We start from the raw sequence: 15,614 nt of genomic DNA, 5'->3' as shown, positions 1-15,614 counted from the left end.
TTCCAGTCGGGCACGACAGCAACGATAGCCGCGACAGCCGGTACCGCTGGGCGAAGCGGCGCTATGGCGTTCTGCGCGCGGCGATCGCGCGGGGATTGAGAACGCGCTTTGCGGGCTAACCTGATGATCGACCATGGCCGCGGCCGCGCGGAAAACCGAGTCCAGTCGGGGGAACTGAGAGTGTCTGACGAACCGAGGAAGACAGACGTCGTGCTCATCGGGGCCGGCATCATGAGCGGAACGTTGGGCGCGCTGCTGCGACAGCTGGAGCCGGACTGGGACATCACGCTGATCGAGCGCCTCGACGCGGCGGCCGCCGAGAGCAGCGACGCGTGGAACAACGCCGGTACCGGCCACTCGGCGCTGTGCGAGCTGAACTACACCCCGCAGCAGCCCGACGGGTCGATCGACATCTCCAAGGCCGTGCGCGTCAACGAGCAGTTCCAGGTGACGCGCCAGTTCTGGGCGTACGCGGTCGAAAACGGGTTGATCAGCGATCCGCGCAGCTTCCTCAACCCGATCCCGCATGTGAGTTTCGTGCACGGCGCCGAAAGCGTGAAGTATCTGCGGCGCCGCTACGACGCGTTGGTGACCAACCCGCTGTTCGCGCGCATGGAGTACATCGACGACGAGGACGAGTTCACCCGGCGGCTGCCGCTGATGGCCGAAAAGCGCGACTTCTCCGAACCGGTCGCGCTCAACTGGACCGAGCAGGGCACCGACGTCGACTTCGGCGCCCTGTCCCGCCAGCTGCTCGGCTACGTCGCCCAGCGCGGTATGACCACATATTTCGGGCACGAGGTGCGCGATCTGAACCAGGAGTCCGACGGTTCGTGGACCCTGAAGCTGGTCAATCTGCGCACCGGGCGCACCAGCAAGCTCAAGGCCGGCTTCGTGTTCGTCGGCGCGGGCGGCGGGGCGTTGAACCTGTTGCAGAAGGCAGGCATGAAGGAGGCCAAGAACTTCGGCGGCTTCCCGGTCAGCGGCAAGTTCCTGCGCACCGACGTCCCGCGCCTTACTGATGCGCATCAGGCCAAGGTGTACGGCCAGCCACCGGTGGGTGCGCCGCCGATGTCGGTTCCGCACCTGGACACGCGCGTGATCAACGGCCGGTCCTGGTTGCTATTCGGGCCGTTCGCCGGCTGGTCACCGAAATTCCTCAAACAGGGCGACGTCTTGGACCTGCCCGAATCCATCACGCTCAACAACGTCGCGTCGATGGTCAACGTCGCGCTCACCCAGTTCGGACTGCTCAAGTACCTGGTGGGCCAGCTGATGTTGTCGGACGCCGAGCGAATCGAAGCACTCCGCGAATTCGCGCCCAGCGCAAAGGAATCCGACTGGGAGCTCAACGTGGCGGGGCAACGGGTCCAGGTCATCTGCGGTAAGAGCGGCAAGGGTGTGCTCGACTTCGGCACCACCGTGCTCACCTCCGGTGACGGCACCATCGCCGGGCTGCTCGGCGCTTCCCCGGGAGCCTCGACCGCGGTGCCCGCGATGATCGACGTGCTGCAGCGCTGCTTCGCCAAGCGCTATCCGGCGTGGGAGTCCGAGATCAAGGAGATGGTGCCGTCGCTGGGACACGAGTTGTCCTCCGAGCCTGCGCTGTTCGACGAGGTGTGGTCGCACGGAACGCGGGTCCTGCGTCTCGACGAATCCCCGGCGGTGGCCACGGGATGACGGTTGCGCTGCGCCGCAGTTGGTCTCGAGACCTCGACGCCGCAACGCTCTACGAACTGCTCAAGCTGCGGGTCGAGGTCTTCGTCGTGGAGCAGGCCATTCCGTATCCAGAACTCGACGGCCGCGATCTTCTCGCCGAGACGCGGCACTTCTGGCTGGAAACGTCCACCGGTGAGGTGATTTCGACGCTGCGTCTGATGGAGGAGCATCCCGGCGGGCAGAAGGGCTTCCGCATCGGCCGGGTGTGCACCAAGCGTGAGGCGCGCGGGCAGGGGCACAGCACGCGGCTGCTGCAGGCCGCGCTGGCCGAGGTGGGTGACTATCCCTGCCGCATCGACGCCCAGACGTACCTGGCCGATATGTATGCCCGCCTCGGCTTCGTCCGCGACGGAGAGGAGTTCATGCAGGACGGCATTCCGCACGTCCCTATGCTGAAGCCGTGACCTATCCCTTCAGCGCGATCGTCGGGCATGACCGTCTGCGGCTGGCGCTGCTGCTGTGCGCGATCCGCCCCGACATTGGAGGGGTGCTGATTCGCGGAGAGAAGGGCACCGCGAAGTCGACGGCGGTGCGTGGGTTGGCCAAGGTGCTGGAAGCGGCCGCTGCGGCGGACGGGACGACGGGCACCACTGGGCAGCTGGTCGAACTGCCGATAGGCGCGACCGAGGATCGGGTGGTCGGCTCGCTGGATTTGCAGAAGGTGCTGCGCGACGGTGAGCACGCGTTCTCGCCGGGACTGCTCGCCCGCGCGCACGGCGGTGTGCTCTACGTCGACGAGGTGAACCTGCTGCACGACCATCTGGTCGACGTGCTGCTCGACGCCGCGGCGATGGGCCGGGTGCACGTGGAGCGCGACGGGGTGTCGCACAGCCATGAGGCACGCTTCGTGCTGATCGGCACGATGAATCCCGAAGAGGGCGAACTGCGTCCGCAGCTGCTCGACCGGTTCGGGCTCACCGTCGACGTGCGGGCGTCGCGCGACGTCGATGTGCGCGTCGAGGTGATCCGACAACGCATGGCGTATGAGGCCGATCCCGCCGGGTTCGCCCAACGCTACGCCGAAGACGACGATGAGCTCGCGCGCCGTGTCGCGGCGGCCCGCGCTTCGGTCGACTCGGTTTCGTTGCCCGACAGCGAATTACGTCGGATCGCGGCGCTGTGCGCGGCTTTCGACGTCGACGGCATGCGTGCCGACCTGGTCGTCGCCAGGACCGCTGTCGCGCACGCCGCGTGGCGCGGAACCGAGGTGGTGTCCGAGGAGGACATCCGGGTGGCCGCTGAACTCGCGCTACCGCACCGCCGACGCCGCGACCCGTTCGACGACCCGGGCCTGGATCCCGGCCAACTCGACGACGTGATGGCCCAGGCCGACGAGGCCACCGACGAGAACCCCGACCCCGAACCCGATCCCGACCCACCGGGCGGTGGCGCGTCGTCGTCGCCGGAGGGTGACGGCCGCGATAGGCAACCGTCACAACGGAATTCGGGGAGTTCGCGTCCCAGCGCCGCACCCTCGGCGGTGTTTCGCACCCGTTCGCTGGTGGTGCCCGGTGTGGGGGAGGGAGCGCCGGGCCGCCGGTCGCGGGCGCGTAACCGCACCGGCAAGACGATCTCGGCCACGTCTGACGGCCGGACCGGTCACGGTGTGCACATGTTCGGCACCCTGCTGGCCGCCGTGGAGAACCAACGCAGGCCCGGAGCGCCCCGGCCGCAGCCGGGCGATGTGCGGCGCGCGATCCGGGAGGGCCGCGAGGGGAACCTGGTGATCTTCGTGGTCGACGCGTCGGGTTCGATGGCCGCGCGCGACCGGATGTCCGCGGTCGGGGGTGCGGCGCTGTCGCTGTTGCGCGACGCCTACCAGCGCCGCGACAAGGTCGCCGTGATCACGTTTCGCCAAAGCGACGCGAAGGTCCTGCTGCCTCCGACGTCGTCGGTGCATATCGCCAGCCGGCGTCTGGCCCGTTTCGACACCGGCGGCAAGACGCCTCTGGCGGAAGGCTTGTTGGCGGCGCGCGACCTGGTCGTGAGGGAGAAGGCCCGCGACCGCGCCCGGCGCAGCCTCGTGGTGGTGCTGACCGACGGCCGCGCCACCGGCGGTGCCGACCCGTTGGGGCGCACGCGCTCGGCCGCCGCGCGGTTGGTGGCCGAGGGCGCCGCCGCGGTCGTTGTCGACTGCGAAACGTCGTATGTGCGGTTGGGTCTGGCCGCAGAGCTCGCCGAACAACTGGGCGCCCCGGCGGTGCGGTTGGCCCAGCTGCGGGCGGACAGCCTCACCGACGTGATCCGCACCGCCGCCTGAGATGGGCCACAAGGAGTAGGGAGAGGTAGGTATGCCTCAGGGTCAGCCGCTGACGGTTCCCGACGACGGGTTGACCACCCGCGCACGCCGCAACGCCCCGCTGTTCGCCGTGCACACCGGTGCGGGTAAGGGCAAGTCGACCGCCGCGTTCGGCATGGCGCTGCGCGCATGGAATCAAGGCTTTGACATCGCGGTGTTCCAGTTCGTCAAGAGCGCCAAGTGGAAGGTGGGCGAGGAAGCGGCCTTCCGCGAACTCGGCAAACTGTACGACGAGCACGGCGTCGGGGGACCGGTGCAGTGGCACAAGATGGGTTCGGGTTGGTCCTGGTCGCGCAAACACGGCGACGAGGTCGACCACGCCGCGGCGGCGGCCGACGGCTGGGCCGAGATCGCGCGGCGGATCGCCGACGAACGCCACGATTTCTATGTGCTCGACGAGTTCACCTATCCGCTGAAGTGGGGCTGGATCGACGTGGACGAGGTCGTCGCGACTCTCCGCTCGCGACCCGGGATGCAGCACGTCGTCATCACCGGTCGCGACGCCCCGCAGCAGTTGCTCGATGCCGCGGATCTGGTCACCGAGATGACCAAGGTCAAGCACCCGATGGATGTCGGGCGCAAGGGTCAGAAGGGCATCGAGTGGTGACGCTCGATCGGCGCGAGCGACCGCGAAATGACACCATTTGCGGTGTGTCGGCGTGCAAACACGGTCGCTCGCCACGGGTGGGTGGGCCCACGCGGGGGGCGGGGTGAGCAGGGCGACGCCTGCGGTGGTGATCGCCGCGCCCGCCTCGGGTAGCGGAAAGACCACCGTGGCAACGGGTTTGATGGGGGCGCTGCGGCGAGCAGGGCGTGCGGTCGCGCCGTTCAAGGTCGGCCCCGACTACATCGACCCCGGCTATCACGCGCTGGCCTCGCTACGGCCCGGCCGCAACCTCGACCCCGTCCTGACGGGGGAGCACCTGATCGGGCCGCTCTACCGGCACGGCAGCGCCCGAGCCGACATCGCGGTGATCGAAGGCGTGATGGGCCTGTTCGACGGCCGCATCACCGAGGAGTCGCGCGGCAATGCGTTCGGATCCACCGCACATGTCGCCGCTCTGCTGGGCGCACCGGTCGTCATGGTCGTCGACGCCCGCGGACAGAGTCACAGCATCGCCGCACTGCTGCACGGCTTTTCGACGTTCGACTCCTCGGTACGCGTTGCCGGGGTGATCCTCAACCGCGTCGGCTCGCCGCGCCACGAGGAGGTACTGCGCCAAGCCTGCGAACACGCCGGCATCCCGGTCTTGGGTGTGATTCCCCGCTGCGACGAAATGTCTGTCCCCTCACGGCATCTGGGCCTGGTCACCGCGGTCGAACACGGGAACAGGGCGCGCGAGGCGGTGGAGGCGATGACGGCGCTCGTAGGTCGCCACGTCGACCTGGTGGGGATCGCCGCGCTGGCCGAGAGCAGGGTCCTCGACGACCCCTGGGACGCCGAGGAGGTGACCCCCGTCGGCGGAAACGCCACGGTGGCGCTGGCATCGGGCAGGGCGTTCAGCTTCGGCTACGCCGAACACCGCGAAGTGCTCACCGCCGCGGGCGCCGAGGTCGTCGAGTTCGACCCGCTGACCGACGCGCTGCCGTCGGGCGCCGATGCCCTCGTCGTGCCCGGCGGTTTCCCCGAGGAGTTCGTCGCCGAACTCTCCGCCAACGACGTCGCCCGCACGCAGATCAGACAACTGGCGGCGTCGGGGGCCCCGGTGCACGCCGAATGCGCGGGCCTGACCTATCTCGTCGACGACCTCGACGGTCACCCGATGTGTGGGGTGATCTCCGGTTCGGCGACGTTCACCGACCGCCTCACGCTCGGCTACCGCGAAGCCGTCGTGGTGACCGACTCGCCGTTGCACTCGATCGGTGCCCGGATGATGGGACACGAGTTTCACCGCACCGCAGTCACTTTCAAAAACGACTACGCCCCCGCGTGGATCTTCACCGGCGGCGCCATCGGCCGCAGGAGGGACGGCGTGGTGGACGGGGCCGTGCATGCCGGCTACCTGCACACCCACCCCGCCGCGCACCCGCGGGCAATCAGCCGCTTCGTGGCGGTGGCCGCAACCTCTAAGCTCGCGCCGATGAGCTCGCGCGAACAGGATCCGGATCAGTGACCGAGAACGCCTATCTAGTCGGTCTGCGCCTGACCGGCAGGAAGGTCGTCGTCGTCGGCGGCGGCAGTGTGGCGCAGCGCCGCTTGCCGCTTCTGGTGGCCAACGGCGCCGACGTGGTCGTGATCGCGCGCGAGGCCACGCCCGCGGTCGAGGCGATGAGTGGAATCGCGCTGCAGCTGCGCGAGTTTGAACCGGGCGACCTCGAGGGCGCCTGGTACGCGATCGCCGCCACCGACGACCCGGCCGTCAACGCGGCCGTCGTCGCCGAGGCCGAGGATCGCCACATCTTCTGTGTGCGCGCGGACGTGGCCGTCGAGGGCACGGCCGTCACACCGGCATCGTTCGAGTACGAGGGGCTCTCGGTCGGTGTGCTCGCCGGCGGTGAGCACCGCCGGTCGGCGGCGATCAGGTCGGCGATCCACGAGGCCATGCAGCGCGGGCTCATCGCACCGGACAGTTCGGCAACCGCCGACGTCGTACACGGCGGCGTGGCGCTCGTGGGCGGGGGACCGGGCGACCCCGAGTTGATCACCGTTCGCGGGCGCCGGCTGTTGGCGCACGCCGACGTCGTCGTCGCCGATCGACTCGCACCGCAGGAACTGCTGGCCGAGATGCCGCCGCATGTCGAGGTCATCGACGCGTCGAAGATCCCGTACGGCCGGGCCATGGCACAGGACGCGATCAACGGCCTGCTGATCGACCGCGCGAAAGCGGGCAAGTTCGTCGTGCGACTCAAGGGCGGCGACCCGTTCGTGTTCGCGCGCGGATACGAAGAGGTGCTGGCCTGCGCCGAGGCCGGTATCCCCGTCACCGTCGTACCCGGTGTGACCAGTGCCATAGGGGTTCCCGCGCTCGCGGGTGTGCCCGTCACCCACCGGCACGTCACGCACGAATTCGTGGTGGTGAGCGGGCATGTCGCGCCCGGGCATCCCGAATCGTTAGTGAATTGGAATGCCTTGGCCGCGCTCTCGGGCACCATCGTGTTGCTGATGGCCGTCGAACGCATCGAACTGTTCGCCGAGGCGCTGCTGGAAGGCGGACGACCTGCGGATACGCCGGTTCTGGTGGTTCAGCACGGCACCACCGCCGCACAGCGCACTTTGCGCGCGACGCTCGCCGATGTCGCAGAACGGATCCGGGAGGACGGAATTCGGCCTCCTGCGATCATCGTTATCGGGCCCGTGGCCGCCTTCGCCGGTTAAAGGGATCTTAAGATTACTGTAAGGTAACCCCCATGACGGCTCTCAATGACGCAGAGCGTGCTGCCATGCGCCGTGACGCCGAGGGTGGGGCAAATCGAGCATTTCCACCGCACTCCCAGAAGACCGCTATCGGGTCTGCGCGCGGGCAAACCGGCAGGTCCTCGGCGTGGCTGCCATCGCCGAGGTTCATCGCTGCGGTCATCGCGATCGGCGGTATGCAGCTGCTCGCGACCATGGACAGCACGATCGCGATCGTCGCGCTTCCTAAGATCCAGGACGAGCTGAGCCTCTCCGACGCCGGCCGTAGCTGGGTGATCACCGCCTACGTGCTGACGTTCGGCGGGTTGATGCTGCTGGGCGGGCGACTCGGCGACACGATCGGCCGCAAGCGCACCTTCATCGTCGGCGTGGCGCTGTTCACCATCGCTTCGATCCTGTGTGGTCTCGCGTGGAACGAGGCGACGCTGGTGGTCGCCCGACTGCTGCAGGGCGTCGGCGCGGCCATCGCCTCACCGACCGCGCTGGCGTTGATCGCGACGACGTTCCCGAAGGGCCCGGCCCGTAACGCGGCCACCGCCATCTTCGCCGCGATGACCGGTATCGGCTCGGTGGTGGGCCTGATCGTCGGTGGTGCGCTGACCGAGGTGTCGTGGCGCTGGGCGTTCCTGATCAACGTGCCGATCGGCCTGGTGATGATCCACCTGGCCCGCAAGACCCTGCGGGAGACCAACCGCGAGCGGCTCAAGCTGGACGCTGCGGGCGCCCTCCTGGCCACGCTCGCCTGTACCGCAGCGGTGTTCGGGTTCTCGATGGGCCCCGAACAGGGCTGGCTGTCGCCGATCACGCTGGGTTCGGGTCTCACTGCGTGCGCCGCTTTCCTGGCGTTCCTCTACGTCGAGCGCACCGCGGCCAACCCGGTCCTGCCGTTCGACCTGTTCAAGGACCGGAACCGCGTCGCGACCTTCGCCGCGGTGTTCCTGGCCGGCGGCGTGATGTTCACGCTGACCGTGCTGATCGGCCTGTACGTGCAGGACATCATGGGCTACAGCCCGCTGCGCGCAGGCATCGGGTTCATTCCGTTCGTGATCGCGCTCGGGATCGGGCTCGGGCTCTCGTCGCAGCTGGTGCAGATGTTCCCGCCGCGACTACTGGTCATCGCCGGCGGCGTGCTGGTGCTGGGTGCCATGATCTACGGCTCCACGCTCGACGCGAACATCCCGTACTTCCCGAACCTGGTGCTGCCGATCACCGTCGGTGGGCTGGGCATCGGAATGATCGTGGTGCCGCTGATGCTGTCGGCGATCGCCGGCGTCGGCTTCGACCAGATCGGCCCGGTGTCGGCCATCGCGCTGATGCTGCAGAACCTCGGCGGGCCCGTCGTGCTGGCCATCATCCAGGCCGTGATCACGTCGCGCACGCTGTATCTGGGCGGCACCACCGGACCCGTCAACGATATGAGCGCCGCACAGCTGCACGCCCTCGACCAGGGCTACACCTACGGCCTGCTGTGGGTGGCTGCGGTCGCCGTGATGGTCGGGCTCGCCTCGCTGTTCATCGGCTACAGCGCGTCGCAGGTTGCGCATGCGCAGGAAGTCAAGGACGCGATCGACTCCGGAGAGCTTTAGCTCTGACTTCGGTGTAGTCCGTCGCGCCCGGCGCGACCGAATACACCGAAATCGCACTCGGTAGGGTGGCTGACCATGTCTGCCGTCGGTGGTTCCTCCGAGTCGACGGACCGTCCCGTGCCGCTGGCGGCGTTGCCCCTCGCGAAGTCCGTTCTGGGCCCGGCGATCATCGCGATCACCGGCATGCAGCTGATGTCGACCCTCGACGGCACGATCGTGATCGTCGCGCTGCCCAGGATGCAGGCCGACCTCGGCCTCACCGACGCCAGCAAGAGCTGGGTGATCACCGCCTACGTCCTGGCGTTCGGCGGTCTGCTGCTGCTCGGCGGGCGCGTCGGCGACGCGATCGGCCACAAGCGCGCGTTCCTGTCCGGCGTCGGGGTGTTCACCATCGCCTCGCTGGTCTGCGGCCTGGCCACCGACCCCGCCACGCTGATCGTCGCGCGCGCGGTACAGGGCACCGGGGCGGCGGTGGCAGCGCCCACCGGGCTGGCCCTGATCGCGACGACGTACGCGGTCGGCCAGGCGCGCAACCGGGCGTTGGCCATATCGGCGGCCATGCAGGGCATCGGCTCGGTGCTCGGCCTGGTGCTCGGCGGCGCGTTGACGGTGATCTCCTGGCGGCTGGCGTTTCTGATCAACGTGCCGATCGGCATCGCGATCATCACCATCGCGGTCCTCAAGCTCGCCGAAACACACCACGAGCGACTCAAACTCGACATCACCGGTGCGCTGCTGGCGACGCTGGGCTGCTCGTCGGCGGTGCTTGTCTTCACGCAGGGCCCGCCGCGCGGCTGGATCGACCCGCTGGTCATCGGCGCCGCGGTCGCGTCGGCGGTCTTCTTCATCAGCTTCCTGCTCGTCGAACGCACCGCGCAGCACCCGATCGTGCCGTTCTCGGTGTTCGACAACCGCAACCGGGTCATGACGTTCATCGCGCTGTTCCTGGCCGGCGGCGTGCTGCTGACGCTGACGGTGATGATCGGTCTGCTGGTGCAGGACGTCCTGGGCTACTCGGCCCTGGAGGCGGGCATCTGCTTCATCCCGTTCGCGCTGGCCTTCGGGGTGGGCACCGCGGTGGCCGCCCGGCTCGCGCCGCATGTCGCCCCGCGCTGGCTGATCCTCGGCGGCGGCATCTTCGTCCTCGGCGCGATGCTGTACGGGTCGACGCTGGACCGCAGCATCCCCTACTTCCCGGACCTGTTCGCGCCCATCGTGATCGGCGGCTTTGGCATCGGAGCCATCGCGGTGATCCTGCCGCTGTGCGCGATCGCGGGAGTGGGCCCCGGCGAGATCGGCCCGGTGTCGTCGATCACGCTGATGGTGCAGAACCTCGGCGGCCCGGTGGTGCTCGTGGTCATCCAGGCGGTGCAGACGTCGCGCACGCTGTACCTGGGCGGTACGACCGGACCGGTCAAGGACATGACCCCTGCCCAGCTCGACGCGCTCGGCTACGGCTACACGTACTCGCTGCTGTGGGTCGCCGGTGTCGCGGTGATGGTCGGTATCGCCGCGTTCTTCATCGGTTTCTCATCGCGCCAGATCGCCTCCGCGCAGCACACCAAGGAAGCCGTGGAGGCCGGCGAGCTGTAGCTCGGGCTCCGGCGGGGTCAGAGCGTGGCGATCGGGGGATCAACACAGTCAGTAAGGTTGTCGGCTGTGATCACCCGCATGTCGGAGCTGTTCCTGCGCACCCTGCGCGACGACCCAGCCGACGCCGAAGTGCCCAGCCACAAACTGCTGATCCGCGCCGGCTACATCCGACCGGTCGGGCCCGGGCTCTACAGCTGGCTGCCGCTGGGGCTGCGGGTGCTGCGCAACATCGAACGGGTCGTCCGCGACGAGATGACCGCGATCGGCGGCCAGGAGATCCTGTTCCCGGCGCTCCTGCCCCGCGCGCCCTACGAGACCACCAACCGCTGGACCGAGTACGGCGACGGCGTGTTCCGGCTGCAGGACCGCAGGCGCAACGACTACATGCTCGGCCCGACGCACGAAGAGTTCTTCACCATGACGGTGAAGGGGGAGTACAGCAGCTACAAGGACTTTCCGCTGCTGCTGTTCCAGATCCAGACCAAGTACCGCGACGAGGCACGCCCGCGGGCGGGAATCTTGCGCGGCCGCGAGTTCGTCATGAAGGACTCGTACTCGTTCGACGTCGACGACGACGGGCTGCGCGCGCAGTACCTGGCCCACCGCGACGCCTACCGGCGCATCTTCGATCGACTGGGCGTGCGCTACGTGATCGTCTCGGCCGTCTCCGGGGCGATGGGCGGCAGCGCATCCGAGGAGTTCCTGGCCGAAAGCGAGATCGGCGAGGACACGTTCGTGCGGTGCCTGGAGTCCGGTTATGCCGCCAACGTCGAAGCGGTGACCACGGCCGCCCCGGCGCCGCTGCCCGTCGACGGCCAGCCTGAGGCCAAGGTCCACGACACCCTCGACACCCCGACGATCGCGACGCTGGTCGACTGGGCCAACGCGGCGCTCGATCGCACCGTCACCGCCGCCGACACCCTGAAGAACGTGATGCTCAAGACCCGCGTGCCCGGCGGCGAGTGGGAGCTGCTGGGCATCGGCGTGCCCGGCGACCGCGAGGTCGACGACAAACGCCTGGGCGCTGCGCTCGAACCGGCCGAGTACGCGCTGCTCGACGACGCCGACTTCGCCAGGTATCCGTTCCTCGTCAAGGGGTATATCGGCCCGAAAGCCTTGCTGGCCAACGGGATTCGCTATCTGGTCGATCCGCGTGTGGTCGACGGCACGTCGTGGATCACCGGCGCTGACGAGCCCGGTAAGCACGTCGTGGGCCTCGTGGCGGGCCGCGACTTCGTCGCCGACGGCACGATCGAGGCCGCCGAGGTGCGCGACGGTGACCCGTCGCCGGACGGGGCGGGGCCGCTGGTGAGCGCGCGCGGTATCGAGATCGGCCACATCTTCCAGCTGGGCCGTAAGTACACCGACGCGTTCGAGGTCGACGTGCTCGGCGAGAACGGCAAGCCGGTCCGGTTGACCATGGGCTCCTATGGCATCGGGGTGTCGCGACTGGTCGCCGTCATCGCCGAACAACACCACGACGAGCTCGGCCTGCGCTGGCCGGCGGAGGTGTCGCCGTTCGACGTCCACCTCGTCATCGCCAACAAGGACGCCGCCGCGCGCGAAGGGGCCGAGGAACTGGCGAGCGAGCTGGATCGGCGCGGGATCGACGTGCTGCTCGACGACCGCACCGCCTCGCCAGGGGTGAAGTTCAAAGACGCGGAACTGCTCGGCGTGCCGTGGCTCGTCGTGGTCGGCCGTGGTTGGGCCGACGGCGTCGTCGAGCTGCGCAACCGGTTCACCGGCGAGACGCGCGAGATCTCGGTGAGCGGCCAGCACGGCGGTCCGGCGGCGAAGATCGCGGGCGCGCTCACCTCGCCGTAGGCCGAACGTGGGTTACCCGCACGCCAACAGCGGGTGAAGCGTGACGCGAGCCCACACTCGGCGCTGCGGCGTTTACTCGTTTCCGCCGGGGAAGGCGACCGTGACCGGCGTCGTGCCGAGCAGTTGACTCCATCGCGCCGCCATCACCGCGCACTGCGTCAGCGCCTTGACGCCGAAGGCGCGCTCCTGTTCGGTGCCGGCCTGCTCGACGACCGCGCGCCACGCGACGGCCGCGTCCTCTTCCATCCGCACCGCGAGTTTGGCGGCGTCGGCGGGCGTCTTGACCTCCATCGGCAGCTGGTAACCCGCGGCGGGCAGCGGGCCGGCGACCGACCGATCCTCCAGCATCTGCAGCCCGGCCTCGCGGCGTTCGCGGTGCTCGCCCATGGCCTTCGACACCAGCCAGTTGTCACCGGGCGCCGAGCGCGCAGACACGATGCCGTATCCGTAGATGGTCGCGTGTTCGGTGGCGATCGCGTCGTAGAGCGCGCCGTCCGCGGGCTCCGACGGCCGCGTCGGGGTGGGCTCCGCCGATGTCATCGCGGCTTCTCCGGTTCGGCGAGGGCGACCGTGTACGCGGCCGTGCACGCCGCGGCGATCGATGCGAGCAGTCCGGCGCGGTAGCCGGAGAGCTTGGCCGCGAGTTCGGCCGCGCTCGACGCCGAGACCCGCAACGCGTTGGCGGCGTCCTTGGCGGTGCGCGGCTTGGCCGGCTCTGCGGTCGTGCTGGTCGGAGTGGACGTGGGTGCCTGCTCGCCGCGCAGCCGGACCAACTCGTCGGACAGCGCCTGGGCATGGGCGGCGCGTTCGGCGGCCACCGCCGTCAACGCCTCCACGACGGGTCCGCGCTCATTGGCCGCCGCATCGGTGGCCAGCTGACTGTCGGCGCGGGCCCGGTCGAGTTGAGCAGCGAGTTCATCGACCTCGGGCGGCGGCGGCGGTGTGCCGCAGGCCGCCGCGGTCGCCCCCAGCAGCGCCAATGCCGCCGCCGAGGCCAACACGCGTCTCCTGCTGACGGTCGGCGGGGGGCTCGGCACGGACAACATCTTGCCATTGCGCTTCGTTCGCATCGGTGTTCGTTTGGCGTTTACCGCGGCGACGCTGGCGTATCGTGGAGTGTCGGTTCCAAGGTGTGTCGCCGAAGGATCCGAGTCCGGACAACTCAAGACGAGGAGCTCGCCGTGACGGAGCATTCTGCGGGGTTGCCGTCGCAGAACGAGGTGATCGAGCTACTCGACGGCGAGTTCGCGCGTGCGGGTTACGAAATCGAGGACGTGATCGTCGACCCGGCCGCGCGTCCGCCGCGCATCACGGTGGTGGCCGACGGGGACGACGGCCTCGACCTCGCTTCGATCGCCCAACTGTCCCGTACTGCTTCTGCGCTGCTCGACGAGGTCGACGCGTGGTCCGCCCCCTATGTTCTCGAGGTCACCTCACCGGGTGTGGACCGGCCGCTGACCGCCGAGAAGCACTACCGCCGGGCCCGCGGCCGCAAGGTCGAGCTGACGCTGTCCGGCGGCTCGCAGCTCACCGGCAGGCTCGGCGAAATCCGCGACGGCGTGGTGCGTTTGGTCGTGCGGACCGGCCGGCAGGCCACCTTCTCCGTCCGCGAGTTGCCGCTCGACGGTATCGCGAAAGCTGTTGTGCAAGTTGAATTCTCGCCCCCCAATCCGCGAGAGCTGGAGCTGGTCGGCCAATCTGGGAAGGAGGCGTCGGCGTGAACATCGACATGGCCGCGCTACACGCCATCGAGGTCGACCGCGGAATTCCGGTGGGCGAGCTCGTCGAAACCATCAAATCCGCACTGCTGACCGCCTATCGACACACCGAGGGCCATGCCGCCGAGGCGCGCATCGAGATCGACCGCAAGACCGGCGAGGTCAAGGTCATCGCGTCCGAGGTCGACGAGGACGGCAACACGATCACCGAATGGGAAGACACCCCAGAGGGATTCGGTCGCGTCGCGGCGACGACGGCGCGCCAGGTGATGCTGCAGCGGTTCCGCGACGCCGAGAACGAGAAGACGTACGGCGAATTCTCCGCCCGCGAGGGCGACATCGTCGGCGGGGTGATCCAGCGCGATGCGCGGGCCAACGCCCGCGGCCTCGTCGTCGTCCGGATGGGCAGCGAGACCAAGGGTTCCGAAGGCGTCATACCCGCCGCCGAGCAGGTGCCCGGTGAGCGCTACGAACACGGCGACCGGTTGCGCTGCTACGTCGTGGGCGTCAGCCGCGGCGCGCGGGAACCGCTGATCACACTGTCGCGCACGCACCCGAACCTGGTCCGCAAACTGTTCTCGCTGGAGGTGCCCGAGATCGCCGAGGGCTCGGTCGAGATCGTGGCGGTCGCCAGGGAGGCCGGTCATCGCTCGAAGATCGCGGTGGCCTCGCGGGTGCCGGGACTGAACGCCAAAGGCGCCTGCATCGGGCCGATGGGTCAGCGGGTGCGCAACGTGATGAGCGAACTGTCGGGCGAGAAGATCGACATCATCGACTACGACCCCGACCCGGCGAAGTTCGTCGCCAACGCGCTCTCACCGGCCAAGGTCGTCTCGGTGACGGTCATCGACGAGGCCGCCCGCGCGGCCCGCGTCGTCGTACCGGACTTCCAGCTGTCGCTGGCCATCGGCAAGGAGGGGCAGAACGCCCGGCTGGCGGCCCGGCTCACCGGGTGGCGCATCGACATCCGCAGCGACGCGCCTCCTGCGGGCGCCGGCGAGTCCGACCAGGACGCCGCACGCGGTGCCGTGGGGGACCGGTAAGCGCCGGCCGGCGCACGCGTCCACGCCGGGCAGCGCAGCCATTTCAAATACCAGCGGACGTGACGGTAGACTCACCGGTGATCCAGCGCGAGACTTCGGCTTCGGCGCAACGACGCAGCCCCGACGATCCTGTCGGACCGGTGCGGACCTGCGTTGGTTGCCGAAAACGAGAGCTGGCCGTCGAACTGCTTCGGGTGGTCGCTGTCGGCAACGTCGATGGGGCTGGGAATTCTCTCAGCACCGTCACCGTTGACCCGGCGAGAAAGTTGCCGGGGCGGGGTGCGTGGCTGCATCCCTCTCCACAGTGCCTCGAGGCAGCGATTCGGCGGCGAGCGTTCGGTCGAGCGTTGCGCATCACCGGTTCACCGGACCTATCCGCGGTGATCGAGTATGTCGGCACTCGCAGCAGTGCAGACCCGCCCGAGCCCTCGGCAACAGAACAGGTAGCGAAGAACATGAGCACACCGTGAAGTCCCG

The 15,614-nt window shown here is 68.9% G+C and carries 14 protein-coding genes; 12 read left to right on the top strand and 2 right to left on the bottom strand.

Features of this window, described 5'->3' with window-relative positions; genetic code table 11:
• The first annotated feature begins 174 nt into the window (after nt 1–174).
• From mqo to CEX88_RS01620, 9 genes are all read left to right on the top strand, one after another.
• Nucleotides 175–1,680, top strand: a complete 1,506-nt coding sequence (gene mqo / locus CEX88_RS01660; RefSeq protein ID WP_420799172.1) for a malate dehydrogenase (quinone) — start codon at nt 175–177, stop codon at nt 1,678–1,680.
• Nucleotides 1,677–2,123 (top strand): GNAT family N-acetyltransferase, encoded by a 447-nt coding sequence (locus tag CEX88_RS01655; protein ID WP_066843014.1) that lies wholly within the window; start codon nt 1,677–1,679, stop codon nt 2,121–2,123. The genes mqo and CEX88_RS01655 overlap by 4 nt, the downstream gene beginning before the upstream one ends.
• Nucleotides 2,120–3,979: a magnesium chelatase subunit D family protein gene (locus CEX88_RS01650; RefSeq protein WP_094292153.1), complete on the top strand. Its 1,860-nt coding sequence runs from the start codon at nt 2,120–2,122 to the stop codon at nt 3,977–3,979. Before CEX88_RS01655 ends, CEX88_RS01650 begins: the two co-directional genes overlap by 4 nt.
• 31 nt (nt 3,980–4,010) lie before the next feature.
• On the top strand, nt 4,011–4,625 hold the full coding sequence (cobO, locus tag CEX88_RS01645) for a cob(I)yrinic acid a,c-diamide adenosyltransferase (protein WP_094292152.1): 615 nt from the start codon (nt 4,011–4,013) through the stop codon (nt 4,623–4,625).
• A gap of 103 nt (nt 4,626–4,728) precedes the next feature.
• Nucleotides 4,729–6,132, top strand: a complete 1,404-nt coding sequence (locus tag CEX88_RS01640; RefSeq protein WP_094292151.1) for a cobyrinic acid a,c-diamide synthase CobB — start codon at nt 4,729–4,731, stop codon at nt 6,130–6,132.
• Nucleotides 6,129–7,334 carry a uroporphyrinogen-III C-methyltransferase gene (gene cobA / locus CEX88_RS01635; protein WP_094292150.1) on the top strand — a complete coding sequence of 402 codons (1,206 nt, stop codon included), beginning with the start codon at nt 6,129–6,131 and terminating at the stop codon, nt 7,332–7,334. Before CEX88_RS01640 ends, cobA begins: the two co-directional genes overlap by 4 nt.
• A 32-nt stretch (nt 7,335–7,366) precedes the next feature.
• Complete coding sequence (locus CEX88_RS01630; protein WP_094292149.1) at nt 7,367–8,959, top strand: MFS transporter; 1,593 nt, start codon at nt 7,367–7,369, stop codon at nt 8,957–8,959.
• 75 nt (nt 8,960–9,034) lie between these two features.
• Nucleotides 9,035–10,552: an MFS transporter gene (locus CEX88_RS01625; RefSeq protein ID WP_094292148.1), complete on the top strand. Its 1,518-nt coding sequence runs from the start codon at nt 9,035–9,037 to the stop codon at nt 10,550–10,552.
• Nucleotides 10,553–10,618: 66 nt separating this feature from the next.
• Entirely contained in the window at nt 10,619–12,376 is a 1,758-nt protein-coding gene (locus CEX88_RS01620) for a proline--tRNA ligase (protein WP_094292147.1), read from the top strand.
• 72 nt (nt 12,377–12,448) lie between these two features.
• Here the strand turns inward: CEX88_RS01620 and CEX88_RS01615 are convergent, their stop codons facing one another.
• Together CEX88_RS01615 and CEX88_RS01610 are read right to left on the bottom strand one after the other, a co-directional pair.
• Nucleotides 12,449–12,916: a ferritin-like domain-containing protein gene (locus CEX88_RS01615; RefSeq protein ID WP_094292146.1), complete on the bottom strand. Its 468-nt coding sequence runs from the start codon at nt 12,914–12,916 to the stop codon at nt 12,449–12,451.
• Entirely contained in the window at nt 12,913–13,422 is a 510-nt protein-coding gene (locus CEX88_RS01610) for a hypothetical protein (RefSeq protein ID WP_064417147.1), read from the bottom strand. The genes CEX88_RS01615 and CEX88_RS01610 overlap by 4 nt, the downstream gene beginning before the upstream one ends.
• A 135-nt stretch (nt 13,423–13,557) precedes the next feature.
• Here CEX88_RS01610 and rimP point away from each other — a divergent pair, with 135 nt between their 5' ends.
• Genes rimP through CEX88_RS01595 form a run of 3 tightly spaced genes read left to right on the top strand, consistent with a single transcriptional unit; the run spans nt 13,558 to nt 15,607 of the window.
• Entirely contained in the window at nt 13,558–14,097 is a 540-nt protein-coding gene (gene rimP / locus CEX88_RS01605; RefSeq protein ID WP_094292145.1) for a ribosome maturation factor RimP, read from the top strand.
• The gene (gene nusA, locus CEX88_RS01600; protein ID WP_066841506.1) at nt 14,094–15,137 is read left to right on the top strand and encodes a transcription termination factor NusA; all 1,044 of its coding nucleotides are present in this window, start codon (nt 14,094–14,096) and stop codon (nt 15,135–15,137) included. The genes rimP and nusA overlap by 4 nt, the downstream gene beginning before the upstream one ends.
• The gene (locus CEX88_RS01595) at nt 15,047–15,607 is read left to right on the top strand and encodes a YlxR family protein (RefSeq protein WP_369829757.1); all 561 of its coding nucleotides are present in this window, start codon (nt 15,047–15,049) and stop codon (nt 15,605–15,607) included. Before nusA ends, CEX88_RS01595 begins: the two co-directional genes overlap by 91 nt.
• Nucleotides 15,608–15,614: the final 7 nt, after the last annotated feature.

This window comes from Mycobacterium neumannii, assembly GCF_002245615.1.
Lineage (GTDB): Bacteria > Actinomycetota > Actinomycetes > Mycobacteriales > Mycobacteriaceae > Mycobacterium > Mycobacterium neumannii_A.
Note: the sequence above shows the minus strand (reverse complement) of the source record. Positions and strands in the feature narration are given on the sequence as shown.